Consider the following 14,150-nt stretch of genomic DNA (forward strand, 5'->3'; position numbering starts at 1 on the left):
TAATGCAAAGAATAAAAGGCAGAATAGCGGTCTTTTATTTAGGTTGGAATAATAAGAAATAGAAAATATAAAATAGAGAGGTATTGGCTTTGGCCTAAATTAGCAAAATTACATCGCTCGCAAAACAATCGTATGATAGCAGGGGTGATGGGCGGTATTGCAGAATACGTCGGTTGGTCGCCTACTTGGGTAAGAGTATTGTTTGTGATTGTGTCTTCACTGAGTGCGGCGGTTCCAGGTATCTTAATTTATATTATTTTATGGATTATCATGCCAAAAGCCACGCATGAGTCTTATCAGTAGCACCCGATAGGCTGATATTTCATAGATTGATATGCAAACGGTTCGTTACCCAGATTTGCTTGTATTAAAACTTATATTAAAATTTGTATCAAAAAACAAGTGTCCCCAAATAAGCATTATTAAAAAAACAAAAAGCCTGACCCATCAGGATACCAGCGACATACTTTTCCTCCTGCCCAGATGCTCACGCATTTGGGTATTTTTTTTGTTTTTGCGTTTATGGTCAATTGAAAATAAAACTGTTATATAAACTTAAACGCGCTACTGGGATAAATTTTACTTACGTGCTGCGTTCCCAGAGGCGGCGCAAAATTCATCCCAGTAGCGCTATGTTCTTTTTAGAGTGCGTCGACTATATGGTCAATTGAAAAAAATGGTTATAGGATAGCCTTAACTTGGACAGTACGGTGGGTATAGGGTTTGTTTGCGTGCTATGTCTACGCTACTCGATAAGCATAAATACCCTCGATGTCATTTGATATGGGGCATAGCGCACGGTATTTGGACAGGTAGCATAAATTTAGTTGCAGTAAATATGGATAAAATGGTCAATTTTTAGTAAGGTGAGCAGGCAAATAGAGTCGTTGCCATATAGGTGCTACGAGCGCTATCAACGTTTTATTCAATAATACTAATTCCACAGTGGCTTTATTAAGATGCCCCAAACTATGACAATCCAAACTATGACATCACAAGCGAAAGATTCTCAACCGATGACGTTTCAAGATCTCATCCTAACCTTGCAAAATTATTGGGCTGACAAAGGCTGCGTGGTCTTGCAGCCTTACGATATGGAAGTCGGTGCCGGTACCTTTCATACGGCGACGTTTTTGCGCTCGCTTGGCCCTGAGCGCTGGAATGCTGCTTATGTGCAGCCATCACGCCGCCCGACAGATGGCCGCTACGGTGACAACCCAAACCGCTTGCAGCACTATTACCAGTTTCAAGTGGTGCTAAAACCCAACCCGCCCAATATCCAAGAGCTGTATTTGGACTCACTGCGCGCCATCGGTATCGATCCGCTGGTTCATGACGTGCGTTTTGTTGAAGACAACTGGGAGTCGCCAACGCTTGGGGCGTGGGGTCTGGGCTGGGAGATTTGGCTAAACGGTATGGAGGTCACGCAGTTTACCTATTTTCAGCAAGTGGGCGGCATTGAGTGCTTTCCAGTCACCGGTGAGATTACTTACGGTCTTGAGCGTCTAGCGATGTATGTACAAGGCGTCGATAGCGTCTATGATTTGGTTTGGGCAGATGGTGAGTTTGGCCGCGTGACCTATGGCGATGTCTTTCATCAAAACGAAGTGGAGCAGTCCACTTATAACTTTGAGCACGCCGATGTGCCGATGATGGGGCAGATGTTTGATTTTTATGAGCAGCAGGCCGATAAGCTTGTGGCCGAAGGATTGCCGCTGCCAGCCTACGAGATGGTACTCAAAGCCTCTCATGCCTTTAACCTACTGGACGCTCGTGGCGCCATTTCTGTGACGGAGCGTCAGCGCTTTATTTTGCGTGTCCGTACCTTGGCGCGCAAAGTGGCCTTTGGGTATGTCGAAGCGCGTGCCAAGCTTGGCTTCCCATTGGCTGATGAAGCACATCGCCAAGCGGCGCTCGATAAGTATCTACCAAAAGAAGACGCGGCAGCAGACGATGTGACAGGCGATAAAGCTGTGACCAACAACCATCAATCTACTAACGACAAATAGGAGCATCCCATGAGTACTATTTTATTTGAACTGGGGTGTGAAGAGCTACCTCCAAAAAGCCTAAAACCGCTACGTGATGCCCTGCAAACGAGTGTCACCGAGCAGCTAAATGACGCCGATATCAGTTTTGATGCCATCAAGTCATTTGCCGCACCGCGCCGTTTGGCGATTCAGATCACAGGAATTAGCGATAAGCAGCCTGATCGTACCGAACAAAAACGTGGCCCTGCGATTAAAGCAGCATTTGATAGCGATGGTAACCCAACCCGCGCAGCGATGGGCTTTGCTAAGGGTTTAGGGATTGAGGCCAGCGAGCTGATAACGATTAACGCCGATAAAGGGGATTATGTCGGCTACGAGCAGACCATTCACGGTCAAGCGACTACGGAGCTGCTACCGAGCATCTTTCAGACGGCATTAGATAGTCTGCCAATTGCCAAGCGTATGCGCTCAGGTAGCAGCCGTGATGAGTTTGTGCGTCCGGTACAGTGGGCAGTCTTGATGCAAGACGATGCGGTGATTGATGCCACTATCCAAGGGCATCAAACCAGCAACCAAACCCGTGGTCACCGCTTCCATAGCCCTGACTATCATAAAATTGCTCATGCTACCGACTACGAGTCGCTACTAACTGATCTAAAAGTGGTGGCCGATTTTGATAAGCGTCAAATGCTTATCAAAAACCAAGTCAAAGCACTGGCCGATGAAGTCAATGCCGATGCCATCGTACCGCAAGAGCTGCTAGATGAAGTGACCGCGCTGGTTGATTTCCCGATTGCGCTTAGAGCAAGCTTTGAGGCGCGCTTTTTGCAAGTGCCGCAAGAGGCGCTAATCTCCACCATGCAAGCGGATCAAAAGTATTTTTGCTTAACCGATAAAGCAGGTAAGTTGCAGCCGTACTTTATTTTTATCACCAATATTGAGTCAAAAGACCCGAATAAAATCATCGAGGGCAACGAAAAAGTCGTGCGGCCACGCTTGGCTGATGCCGAGTTTTTCTTTTTGCAAGATCAAAAACAGCCACTGTTTGCTTTGACCGAGAGCTTAAAGACTCGCGTTTTCCAAGACAAGCTCGGTACGATTTGGGAAAAGTCTGAGCGTATCGCCAAGCTTGCTGCCTTTATCGCCACCTTGATGCAGCAGCAAGGCCACGATATTGAGGTCGAAGACACCGTGCGCGCTGCCATCTTGTCCAAAGCCGATCTAGCAAGCTCGCTGGTTGGTGAGTATCCGGAGCTGCAAGGTATCGCCGGAACTTACTATGCGCGCTTAAATGGTGAGCCTGCGGCAGTTGCGGCCAGCCTGCAAGAGCAGTATTTGCCAAAGTTTAGCGGGGATGTATTGCCGCAGACGCCGATTGGTATCTGTCTGGCATTGGCTGATCGTTTGGATACGCTGGTCGGTATTTTTGCCATTGACCAAGCACCTACCGGCTCAAAAGATCCGTTTAGTCTGCGCCGCTCGGCCATTGGTATTTTGCGTATCTTGATCGAAAAACAGCTACCGATCAATCTTGCCGCTTTGGTTGAGCAAGCGGTTAAAGGCTATAGCACCAGCGATGGCAGTAAGATTGCCAAAATGGGTGATACTTTTACTCAAGTGATGGGCTTCTTAAATTCTCGCTATCGGGCGATGTACACCGAGCAAGGCGTGAGCGTCGATACCATCCAAGCGGTGCAAGCGATCCAGCCGCATATGCCGCTGGATTTTGATCAGCGTATTCGTGCGGTACAAGCGTTTGGTGAGCTGGCTCAAGCTGAAAAACTTGCCGATTCAAACAAGCGGGTGGCAAATATATTGGCCAAGTCAGAGGTCAGCGTGGCAGATAACGTCGATGAGGCGTTATTGTCTGAACCTGCTGAGCAAGAATTGTATCAGGCTGTTCAACAAGCGCAAACAGCGGTCAAGCCTTTGCTAGAAACCGCTGACTATACGCAAGTTTTGCAAACGCTGGCAAGTCTGGATGCGCCTTTGACGCAGTTTTTCGCTGATGTCATGGTCAACAGTGAAGATGCAGCGCTAAAAAATAACCGCTTGGCGCTGCTCAAGCAAGTACGAGCGCTGTTTTTGACCGTGGCTGATATCAGTGAATTACAGCTATAGCGCGCTCGTTGTCGCTAAGATATAGTCAGGTCAATATAAAAAGGATACAGTGAGACTGGGATAAATTTTTTGCCGCCCTTGCCGACGCCGCACCGCACGCAAGGAAATTTGTACCAGTCTAGCGAATTTGTACCGTGTATCTCGTTTATTTAGTAACGACTATATCTATTATAGTCAAAGCTTTTCAGCCTATTTTGGCTGGTTTATATCGCATCTACCAGCCTATTTAGCCCATAAAAAAGCTGGCCTTATATTTATTGCCAGCTTTTTGGGCGATGCTGCCGCACTGCATTTATTATATCTGAACCCATCTTCAAAGGAGCACCGCCGTGTTTGCTGTGATTATTGTGATTCTCATCATCTGGGCTGTGATGTGGGCCTTTTATAAGTTTATGTATCCGCGGCCGCCCAAAAGCATGATGCCGCAAAAAGGCGATGTGGTCACGCCGCGCACCTGTGATTTTTGTGGCAATAGCTTGGCTGAGTACCGCGGTGTCCTCGAGACCAAGCCTGCATCTGTCACGGCGAATGCTGCACAGCCAAGTGCTGGCAGTATGGAGACGGATAGTAACGTTTTGTTTTTTTGCAATTACGAGCATCAGGCAGACTATCATGCAGGCAAGGTATATGATCCTAATGCATAATGGCGGCTAGCCATAGTATCAAAAAAGCGCTTGGCTCATAGAGCCAAGCGCTTTTTTATTTACTCATAAATTCTCTTTTTAACCTATCTATCAAGCAGGCCAAAAGACACACTGGCCTACAAAATAGATTGGGCGTCTTTCATGATCTTATTGAGTAGCGCCTCAGACTGTTTGTCTTGCTGCAGGCGATCCTCCTCGCTTCTTTGATTGGCATGGATTTTTTCATACAAATTAAGGCAGCACAGCACCAGCAGATTTTCTTGGCTCAGGCTGGGTGCCTCACGTCTGAGATCCAGCGCGTAGTTATTGATATAAGAGACGGCAGACAGTAGCTCTTCTTGCTCATGGATCGGACAGTAAATGGGGTAGGTTACGCCCGCGATGACAATGTCGATTTTTTTGACTTGGGACTCGGGTGTCACAGGCTTGCTGGCAGCGCTTGCCGAATTTGGGCTGGCAGGGGCTTTGGAGGCGTTAGATCCTGCTTGCTTAGGCGACTTGTTTGCGGCATTGGTATGGTCATCAGTCATGATAAATCCTACAATATATGGGTCAGTAAATGGGGGTGTCAGCTATTAAAGCGATCAACAAGACTCTAACCTTCGGCTTGGTCGATACGCGTGAGGCGTTTGAGGACAACTTGAGTACGCTCTGCTGCCAACTGGTTTTTTTTCTGTAATTCGCTATTTTGTTGTTTGATATCGCTATACTGCTGCTTTAGCTCATTATTATGCTGCTGCAATTCACGGTTTTGTTGTTGCAACTGGCTGATCTGCTTTTGTAGCTTATCTTGCTCTTCACCGATCATATGATGGGCTTCGGCCAAGCTTTGATAGCGCTTATCTAGATCGTTCAGTTGCTTTTTGGCACCGTCACGCTCGCTATGGCTGGTATTTAGCTTGTTTTGTAAGTCGGTGATTTGCTTTGGATCTGTGGTTGGGTGCTTTTTTAGGCTGCTAAGTTCAGCACTGACAAGCTGATACTGTTTTTTGATGTCGAGTATCATTTTCTCTAATATTCTAAGTTGATCATACATAGTCAGTTTTTATCCTTAACAAGTAAGCGTGAATGAATTTTGTTTTGTGTATTTAATAATGCCATAGGTGACCGCATAATATCTATATCAACAAAGTAATTACATATACCTAAATCTTATCTATGTATTTTTTGGCTCAGCGCGATGAGTGATATCGAGCTGATTTTTTGTTTTATAAGCGATTTTTCTGATTTTATAAGTCACAACCATTTACTAGGACAATTATTATGAATGACAATATCTCTGGCTGGAATACGTGGCTGACCGCATTTGACGACTGGAATGACGTATCAATCAGTGAGGTGCATGGCCTGATGACGGGGCTGATGACGGCGTGTAACGCGCCTGACGAGCAAGTATGGGCAAAGGTGTTTGAAGAGCTGAGCTTTGCGCCATTGCCTGAAGCGGCGCTGACCTTGCTCACAGAAGAGGCTGAAGACACGGTGTTTCAGCTCAAGGACAAAGACGATGCTTATGCGTATATGCCGCTGCTACCAGATGACGAACACGATCTATACGAGCGTGTGATGGCGTTGAAACAGTGGGCCAATGGTTTTATGACAGGCTTTGGTATCACTGATTGCCAGATCAGTAGCGAGGAAAACGAGATGCTGTCGGATTTGGCCAAGATTGGAGCAATTCGCCTGGCAGAAGATGAAGATTTTGAGGGCGGCGAAGAATCTTATCTATATATTTACGAGTTTGCCCGGATGGTGCCCGTGAGCTTCGCAACTCGCAAGCGCAAACCAGTAAAAGACATCGCGCTAATTGCTGGATTGGCCATCGATGCAAAAACCACCAAAGAGCTACAAGCAGAAGGTAAGTTGCCAAAACCAATGCCGCCTGTGGTGGATGCGATGAACCAAAATAACCCCTCTTAAACCTCAAGGGGGGACGACGCCTATATCGTAAATCCTAAATAAAAGGAGTACAGCTTTTATGTTTTATAGCTCTGTACTTATTCTTAACGGGTCGATGATAGGAAGATAAGCGCCTGCTGCATGATGCTAAACAGCGCTGATAAAAACAGTGCTGATAAAAACAGTGCTGATAAAAACGAGAGGAAAGCCGATGATTCATGATAGTGACTTGGTGCACTTGCGCCGCTGCATTGCTCTAGCTGCTGAAGCCGTCGCGGCAGGTGACGCGCCGTTTGGTAGTGTGTTGGTCGATGGCGAAGGTAGAGTGTTAAAAGAAGATCGCAACCGTGCCAATACGGTTGATCCCACGTACCATCCTGAGATCGCCGTTGCCAAATGGGCAGCTCAAAACATGACTCCTGAAGCACGTGCAAAAGCGGTGGTCTATACCTCAGGGGAGCACTGCGCGATGTGCTCAGCGGCGCATGCGTGGGCAGGGCTTGGTCGTATCGTTTATGTCAGCTCATCAAAACAGTTGAGTGAATGGATGGAGGAGTTTGGCGCAAAATCAGCCTCTCCTATTAGCGCTTTATCTATCCAAGAAGTGGCCCCAAACGTACCTGTCGATGGGCCGGTGGCGGGCTTAGATACCGAAATAAAGGCGCTATACCAGCGCGCTCTGCACAGAAAATAGCACAGAAGCCAGTGTTCTATATCGTGACAGGTACCTCATAATAAGGATGTTTTATGACTTTACACAGTGATGATCAGCTCAAAGACGACTCGTACGCTACTGGCTATCCTACGGATAGTATCGACTGGCTTAGGCGTTTGATTGGTTTTGATACCGTCAGTCGCCACTCAAATCTAGCGTTGATTGAAGATGTACAAGCGTACTGTGAGCAGTTGGGTTTGACCGTAGATCTGACCTTTAATGACGCCAAAGATAAGGCCAATTTGTTTGTCACAGTACCTGCTGGGGCAAACGCTGATGAGGTGAACCACGGTCTGGTGCTGTCCGGTCATACCGATGTAGTACCAGTGGAGGGGCAAGACTGGACGACAGCACCGTTTACTGCGACCATTCGCGGCGATAAGCTCTATGGCCGCGGTGCTTGCGATATGAAAGGCTTTATTGCTTGCGCGCTGACACTATTACCGCAAGCAGTAAAGCTGTCTCATGCAGGTCAATTGCGCCGGCCGTTGCATTTGGCATTGTCGTTTGATGAAGAGGTTGGCTGCTTGGGTGCGCCATTGCTGCTGGCAGATCTCAAGGCGCGCGGTATCACGCCTGATTATTGTATCGTCGGTGAGCCGACCAATATGACGATGGTTGTCGCGCATAAAGGCGTCGCGGTTTATCGTTGCCGCGTACATGGTAAATCGGCGCATTCGTCATTGACCGCGCAAGGTGTCAACGCCATCAGCTATGCCAGCCGTTTGATTGGTTATGTCGATGAGCTGGCAGACGAGATCAGCGGCCGTGATGACAATGATGAGTTGTTTGATGTGCCGTACTCGACGTTGTCTGTCGGCACCATACATGGCGGCACTGCGACCAATATCGTGCCCAATCTGTGTGAGTTTACCTTTGATTATCGTAACCTGCCGCACATGACACAAGATGATATCTTGGTACCGATCAAAGCCAAGGTCGCAGAGCTGAGCGCGCAGATGCAAGCGCGTGCTGCTGATACCGGCATTGAGCTGCTACAGATGGAGGCTGTGCCTGCGATGACTGACAACGACAGTGCCGAGCTACAAGCGTTGATAGCGGCGCTCACCGATGATGACACCCGCCACAAAGTGGCCTATGCCACAGAGGGCGGACAGTTTACCAATAGTGGTATTCCGACGATTATCTGCGGTCCTGGTAGTATCGAGCAGGCGCATAAGGCTGATGAGTTTGTCGCGCTCAGTGAGATGGCGCGCTGTGATGCGTTTTTGCAAAAGTTATTAGCAAGTGCTACATCGCAGTCGTGAGTTTAATACAGTCAATTTGATATAAAAACAAAACGACACAACGTTTCATTGGAACGCTTTGATAGCCACGTATCTGATGTATTTGGATTCGCCTATAGCGAGTCTGACGCATAAAATCGCTTGTTTTTTATATAAGTAGGCATAAAATACACCGTCCTTGTGGTGGTGTTTCCGTGTCTTCGTTTTCGGTATGTTTAGTTGTTTTTATAAAAAGTAGGGGTTGGCTGATGTCTTGGCATCTGTTTGCGATGTTTTTTGCAAGTACGTTTTTTATCTCGGCGACCCCTGGTCCTAATATGCTGCTGGCGTTTCAGTATGGGATGAACTATGGGGTAAAGCGCACGCTATGGACGCTGGCGGGTCTGAGCCTTGGGCTGTTTTTGTTGTTGCTCTCGACGCTACTGGGGCTCGATGTGATTAGCCGTCAGTCGCCGTGGCTGCTGACCCTGATTAAAACCGTTGGTGCCGCTTATTTGATCTATCTAGGTATCAGCTCTTGGCGTGATGCAAGTGCAGGCAGTTTGATGAATGATGCGCGCGAGATGAGCGAAGAGGTGGCGGCCGATTATCCAGAGAGCATGCCGTCCTTGGCCGCGCACGACACGCCTCGGCCGCGTTCGCTCTCTAGCGCCGCGGTAAAGGTCTCGCCGAGCAATATGACGTTATTTCGTACTGGGATATGGGTATCGTTGTCCAACCCCAAAGCCATTTTGTTTTTTGCTGCCTTTTTCCCCAAGTTTATCAATTTTAGTGTGCCACTAGGGCCGCAGTATCTTATGCTGACTTGCGGGCTGTTTTTGAGTGAGACGATTTGGCAGATGGTCTATACGCTTGGTGGCAAAAAGTTGGCCAGCTGGCTAGATGTTGGTAGTCGCTTGGCGTGGCTCAACCGTGGTTGCGGGGTGATATTTATCCTTATTGCAGCGGCACTGCTGGCTGAGGTGTTAAATGGATTTATGGTTTAACCTTGCCAAGGTTGAATGTTCAAAATGACCTAGCTACTGTTAAAAAAAGCCGCTCTCTACTGAGGTAGAGAGCGGCTTTTTGATGAGCGTTTAAGAAGCAGAAGGCTGATATCTACGCAGGCGATATTACGCCAATACCTCGACCAGCTCCCCTTTGACCATGTGCGGGCTGACAAAGTCGGTCACGCGTACGCTGACGATTTTACCGAGTAACTCGTTCATTTGTGCCTCATTATAAGGGAACATCACCGTGCGGGTGTTATCCGCAGTACCAATCAAGCAATCAGGGTGACGATCGGCCACTTGCTCGACCAAGACACGCGTCGTGGTGCCGACCATCTCATGGGTCTTGGCTAGCGTTGATTCAACAATGACTTTTTGAAATTCTGCCAAGCGCGCTTTTTTGGTAGCAAAGCTCACATCGTCAGGCAGCTCAGCGGCTGGCGTGCCCGGACGCTTGGAGTAGATAAAGCTGTACGAGTGATCAAAATTCAGCTCTTTTGCTAAGTTTAGCGTGTCTTGGAAATCCTCATCAGTCTCGCCAGGAAAGCCAATGATAAAGTCGCTTGATAAGTGAATGTCTGGGCGAATGGCTTTGAGCTTATTGATCTGATTGATATAAACATCAATGGTATGGTTACGCTTCATCGCCGCCAAGATGGCATTTGAACCACTTTGAACTGGTAGGTGCAAGTGTGATACCAACTCTGGCAATTGTGCATAAGCATCGATGATATCGTCAGTAAACTCCAGCGGGTGGCTGGTGGTATAGCGAATACGCTCGATACCATCGACGTGCGAGACATAGTGCAGCAATTCTGCAAAACGGCAAATACTGCCGTCGTCTTTTTCGCCGCGATAGCCATTGACGTTTTGACCAAGTAGGTTTATCTCACGAATGCCTTGCTCGGCAAGACTGTCAATCTCGGCCAAGACGTCATCAAGCGGGCGCGAGAGCTCTTCGCCGCGAGTATAAGGCACCACACAAAACGAGCAATACTTCGAGCAGCCTTCCATGATAGAGACAAAGGCTTTGTAGCCCTCGACACGCGGCTCCGGCAAAAAGTCAAACTTCTCGATACTCGGAAAAGAGACATCAATGGTGCCAATACGGTTTTTGGGTGCGATATTACGCTGCTCATTTGATTGATCATACAGCTCTGGCAGACGGTGCAAGGTTTGCGGACCAAACACCATGTCGACATAGGGGGCGCGCTTTTGGATATTATCGCCTTCTTGTGAGGCCACGCAGCCGCCGACACCGATGACAAGGTCAGGACGTTTTTCTTTTAGTTTGCGCCAGCGGCCTAGCTCTGAAAATACTTTTTCTTGCGCTTTTTCGCGGATAGAGCAGGTATTCATCAGCAGGACGTCTGCTTCATCGATGTTGTGCGTGACCTCCATGCCGTGTGAATCACCGAGCACATCGAGCATCTTGCCAGAATCATAGACGTTCATCTGACAGCCTTGCGTGGTGACAAAGACTTTTTTGGTCGGGGCTTGATCGGCAGGTATGCTGGCAGAACTTGAGTCTTTGAGTGCCGCAACGGTAGGCGCGCTCGCCGTTGTTGGGGTAACATTAGCGTCATCGAGGCGGGGATTAAATACAGTAACACTCATAAGGATAAGTCCATGATTGACTAAAATATAGCAGGGTAGCCGATTAACAGGTGGCGTATTTTATCACAACCCTGTGCCAATGTGAAAAATTAGCAAGGGTTATTAAGCGGCGATAGGGTGAGTTATTTCTAACAGTATCAATTGTTTACTGCGATTAATCGCCACTTTGCAAAATAACACCGCTTACTATCACTTTTATGTTACACCGTACTGTCGTATTTATTAACAAAAGGTAAAGGTGATGGTTGAAAGTGCAACGGGTATAGTATGATAAGTGGCATACGCTTAGCGGTACGTGATAAACCGCTGTTTACCTATTGATAAAGACATAAGAAAGAGAGTCAGTATGACAAAGTTGCGCGCCGCTCATAGCATCAAGGATAGAGCCTCTGTTCATCGAGAACACCGTCCATCGCGGTTGACCACCAGTACGCTGCGGCTTGGCGTCTTAATGGCGACAGCCCTTGGTGCGCTTGGCCTATCACAAGTCGCTTGTGCGGAGCTGACGTGGGGCGAGGATGACCGCTTTGAGCAAAAACCCAGTTATCAACAAGACAACAGCATTGACTCGTTTATGGCGGCGGCGATAGCAGCCGATCGGGGAGATGTCAGCGCACTGTATAATTACGAACAGTTGATGAGTGGTGGGTTGTTTGCGATGTACCCGACCTATTGGCGCATGAATCTGGATTTGGGCTCACAAAGCTCGGCGGCGGTGGCACAGTTTGTCCGTCAGTATCCTAATACGGTCATGGCCGAAAAGCTGGTGGCGGACTTTGCTGAGACCAAAGCGGCAGCCAATGACTATGCCGCTGTACGGCAAGTGGCCAATCTGATAACCAATGCCGATAGCTCTGAGCGCTGTGCGGTGGCGCTTGGCTTTAATAATGGCGGCGATACCATGCGTGCCATGGCGGCCAAGTCTGATGTATGGCTGACCACCAAAAAGCAGCCCGCACTGTGTGATCAGCTGGCGATGGAGATGAACAATAACGCCTTGATTAGCAACCAAGATCGCGCCGCGCGCCTCAAGCGTATGCTACGTAAAGGCAAGACGGGCGATATCATGGCTTTGTCATCGCGTTTAGGGACGCCCATTGCTTATGCGGCGTTGAGTGAGATTCAGCTCAACCCATCGGCGTTTTTTACGCGTTTTGGTCGTGAGCCTGCCAGCCAAACCAACCAATACTTGTACTTATATGCATTGGGCCGCGTCGCCGATAAGTCTTATCGTGAAGCAGCGCTACAGTTGGACTTTGATATCAAACAAGACAATCAGCGCGCGACACGCTTGCTCAATGACGAAACCCGCCGCTACGCCTATCGTATCCTTGGGGTACAGCGTATGAATCATAATACCGATGATGGGTTTAATGCTGAGGCGGTAGACTGGTTTCGTAAAAGCTTAGATGATGATTTTAACTTTGAAGAAGCCGAAGATTATGCCATGGCCGCGATTCGCTTTAGCCGCTGGGACGATGTGGTCGAAGCCATCTCAAAGATGGATGGCGAAACCCAAAAAAGCAATCAGTGGCAATATTGGCTGGCACGCGCTTATGAGCAATCAAGTGATGCAGGTAAACGCGGCCTAGCAAAAAGAATGTATCAAAATATCGCCAAGAGTAATGATTACTATGGCCTGCTAGCAAAAGATAAAGTCGGTCAGCGTTTTGATGCCAGCCGTTTGGGCGGCAATAATTTGCCCACTGTCAGCGCCGCAGATCGCGCCCGCGTCATGCAAAACCCACACTTCGCTCGTGCATTTGCACTGTACACCTCTGACGCGAGTCGAGGCTATGCCAACCGCGAGTGGAACTGGGCTGTCAAGCAGGCCCGAGACAATCGTGATGACAGCCTCATCATTGCTGCCGCTCGGCAGGCCTACGACATGGGCTGGCTGGATCGGGCGATTTATGCGATTGATAATACCGATAGCGTAAACAGTCTGGCGCTATCGCATCCGATGCCGCACCAGAGCGCAGTGGTACGCTATAGCCAGTCGGCGGGCATCGACCCTGCGTGGGCTTATGGTATCATGCGTCAAGAGAGCCGTTTTGTGACGTCGGCACGCTCAAACGTTGGTGCCAGCGGCTTGATGCAAATCATGCCAGGTACGGCAAAGTATATCGCTCGCCATTTGGGCGAGAGCTATAGCGCCAGCCGTGCCAACAGCGGCGACACCAATATCCGCTATGGCACATGGTATATGGGTGATATCTTAGGTAAGCTCAACTACCAGCCAGTACTGGCCACCGCAGGCTATAACGCGGGACCCAACAACGCCAAACGCTGGCAGCCTGTGTATGGCCCGCTTGCTGCTGACCAGTATGTGGAATCGATAGCTTTTCCTGAGACTCGTAACTATGTCAAGCATGTGATGGAAAACGCGACGGTATATAGCAGTTTGCTTGGCCGCAGTCAGCCGATCTCGCAGCGTATGGGTACTGTGCCAGCAGCGTTTTAATACTTTTCTGTATTCTTTAATAGCCATCAATGCGTCGTCTTTGATGGTTTGCCTTTGGTGGCTTATTTTAGGACAGATGTAGCGACAACATGGCTCTTGCTCTTGGTGCTGCCGCTTTGGCACAGAGCTGACTTTATCAGGGAGCCGCATATATGGCGGTGTTACTGCCGCCGCCTTGCTCCGATGTTTACGTTTCTGCTATAGATTAAAAAAAACGGTTTGCTACCATGACTTTATTGTGTTGTGGTTATTGGCCTGTTGTTTAGCGCCAAAGTTTTGTGTTTATCAATTGGTAAGCACTCATATTTTTTGTTGCCGCTATGCTTAGTAAGCCTTGCGATGTCTGATATCGACGTCTTTGTGCAGGCCTAAGTGATAGTTCATGTTTTGTCATTGCTAGATGTTTCCAGCCTCCTATGATCAAAAAACGTTTTACCCTGTCTGTATTATCAAAAGTGAGGCATCC

Annotated in this window: 12 protein-coding genes; 9 read left to right on the forward strand and 3 right to left on the reverse strand. The window is 48.4% G+C overall.

What is annotated here, in order from left to right:
- Positions 1-72 precede the first annotated feature (72 nt).
- The 4 genes from R0I52_RS04375 (at position 73) to R0I52_RS04390 (ending at position 4,756) form a co-directional block, all read left to right on the forward strand.
- Entirely contained in the window at positions 73-303 is a 231-nt protein-coding gene (locus R0I52_RS04375; protein ID WP_317053773.1) for a PspC domain-containing protein, read from the forward strand.
- A 668-nt stretch (positions 304-971) separates the two neighbouring features.
- On the forward strand, positions 972-2,009 hold the full coding sequence (gene glyQ, locus R0I52_RS04380; protein ID WP_317053323.1) for a glycine--tRNA ligase subunit alpha: 1,038 nt from the start codon (positions 972-974) through the stop codon (positions 2,007-2,009).
- Between the two features lie 9 nt (positions 2,010-2,018).
- Positions 2,019-4,112 (forward strand): glycine--tRNA ligase subunit beta, encoded by a 2,094-nt coding sequence (glyS, locus tag R0I52_RS04385; RefSeq protein ID WP_317053324.1) that lies wholly within the window; start codon positions 2,019-2,021, stop codon positions 4,110-4,112.
- A 329-nt stretch (positions 4,113-4,441) separates the two neighbouring features.
- Complete coding sequence (locus R0I52_RS04390; RefSeq protein ID WP_317053325.1) at positions 4,442-4,756, forward strand: hypothetical protein; 315 nt, start codon at positions 4,442-4,444, stop codon at positions 4,754-4,756.
- A gap of 116 nt (positions 4,757-4,872) precedes the next feature.
- Here the strand turns inward: R0I52_RS04390 and zapA are convergent, their stop codons facing one another.
- Entirely contained in the window at positions 4,873-5,286 is a 414-nt protein-coding gene (gene zapA, locus R0I52_RS04395; RefSeq protein WP_317053326.1) for a cell division protein ZapA, read from the reverse strand.
- Between the two features lie 65 nt (positions 5,287-5,351).
- Positions 5,352-5,792 (reverse strand): hypothetical protein, encoded by a 441-nt coding sequence (locus R0I52_RS04400; RefSeq protein ID WP_317053327.1) that lies wholly within the window; start codon positions 5,790-5,792, stop codon positions 5,352-5,354.
- 227 nt (positions 5,793-6,019) lie between these two features.
- On the opposite strand from R0I52_RS04400, the gene R0I52_RS04405 reads away from it, so the two are divergent.
- From R0I52_RS04405 to R0I52_RS04420, 4 genes are all read left to right on the forward strand, one after another.
- Complete coding sequence (locus tag R0I52_RS04405; protein WP_100750004.1) at positions 6,020-6,673, forward strand: UPF0149 family protein; 654 nt, start codon at positions 6,020-6,022, stop codon at positions 6,671-6,673.
- A gap of 190 nt (positions 6,674-6,863) precedes the next feature.
- Positions 6,864-7,346 carry a nucleoside deaminase gene (locus R0I52_RS04410; protein WP_100750003.1) on the forward strand — a complete coding sequence of 161 codons (483 nt, stop codon included), beginning with the start codon at positions 6,864-6,866 and terminating at the stop codon, positions 7,344-7,346.
- Between the two features lie 53 nt (positions 7,347-7,399).
- Entirely contained in the window at positions 7,400-8,635 is a 1,236-nt protein-coding gene (argE, locus tag R0I52_RS04415) for an acetylornithine deacetylase (protein ID WP_317053328.1), read from the forward strand.
- Between the two features lie 227 nt (positions 8,636-8,862).
- Positions 8,863-9,600: a LysE family translocator gene (locus R0I52_RS04420; protein WP_317053329.1), complete on the forward strand. Its 738-nt coding sequence runs from the start codon at positions 8,863-8,865 to the stop codon at positions 9,598-9,600.
- 126 nt (positions 9,601-9,726) lie between these two features.
- On the opposite strand, the gene miaB is transcribed toward R0I52_RS04420, so the two are convergent.
- Positions 9,727-11,220, reverse strand: a complete 1,494-nt coding sequence (gene miaB / locus R0I52_RS04425) for a tRNA (N6-isopentenyl adenosine(37)-C2)-methylthiotransferase MiaB (RefSeq protein ID WP_317053330.1) — start codon at positions 11,218-11,220, stop codon at positions 9,727-9,729.
- Between the two features lie 451 nt (positions 11,221-11,671).
- On the opposite strand from miaB, the gene R0I52_RS04430 reads away from it, so the two are divergent.
- Positions 11,672-13,684: a transglycosylase SLT domain-containing protein gene (locus tag R0I52_RS04430; RefSeq protein WP_410524037.1), complete on the forward strand. Its 2,013-nt coding sequence runs from the start codon at positions 11,672-11,674 to the stop codon at positions 13,682-13,684.
- Positions 13,685-14,150: the final 466 nt, after the last annotated feature.

Source organism: Psychrobacter sp. CAM01 (assembly GCF_032842965.1).
GTDB lineage: Bacteria > Pseudomonadota > Gammaproteobacteria > Pseudomonadales > Moraxellaceae > Psychrobacter > Psychrobacter celer.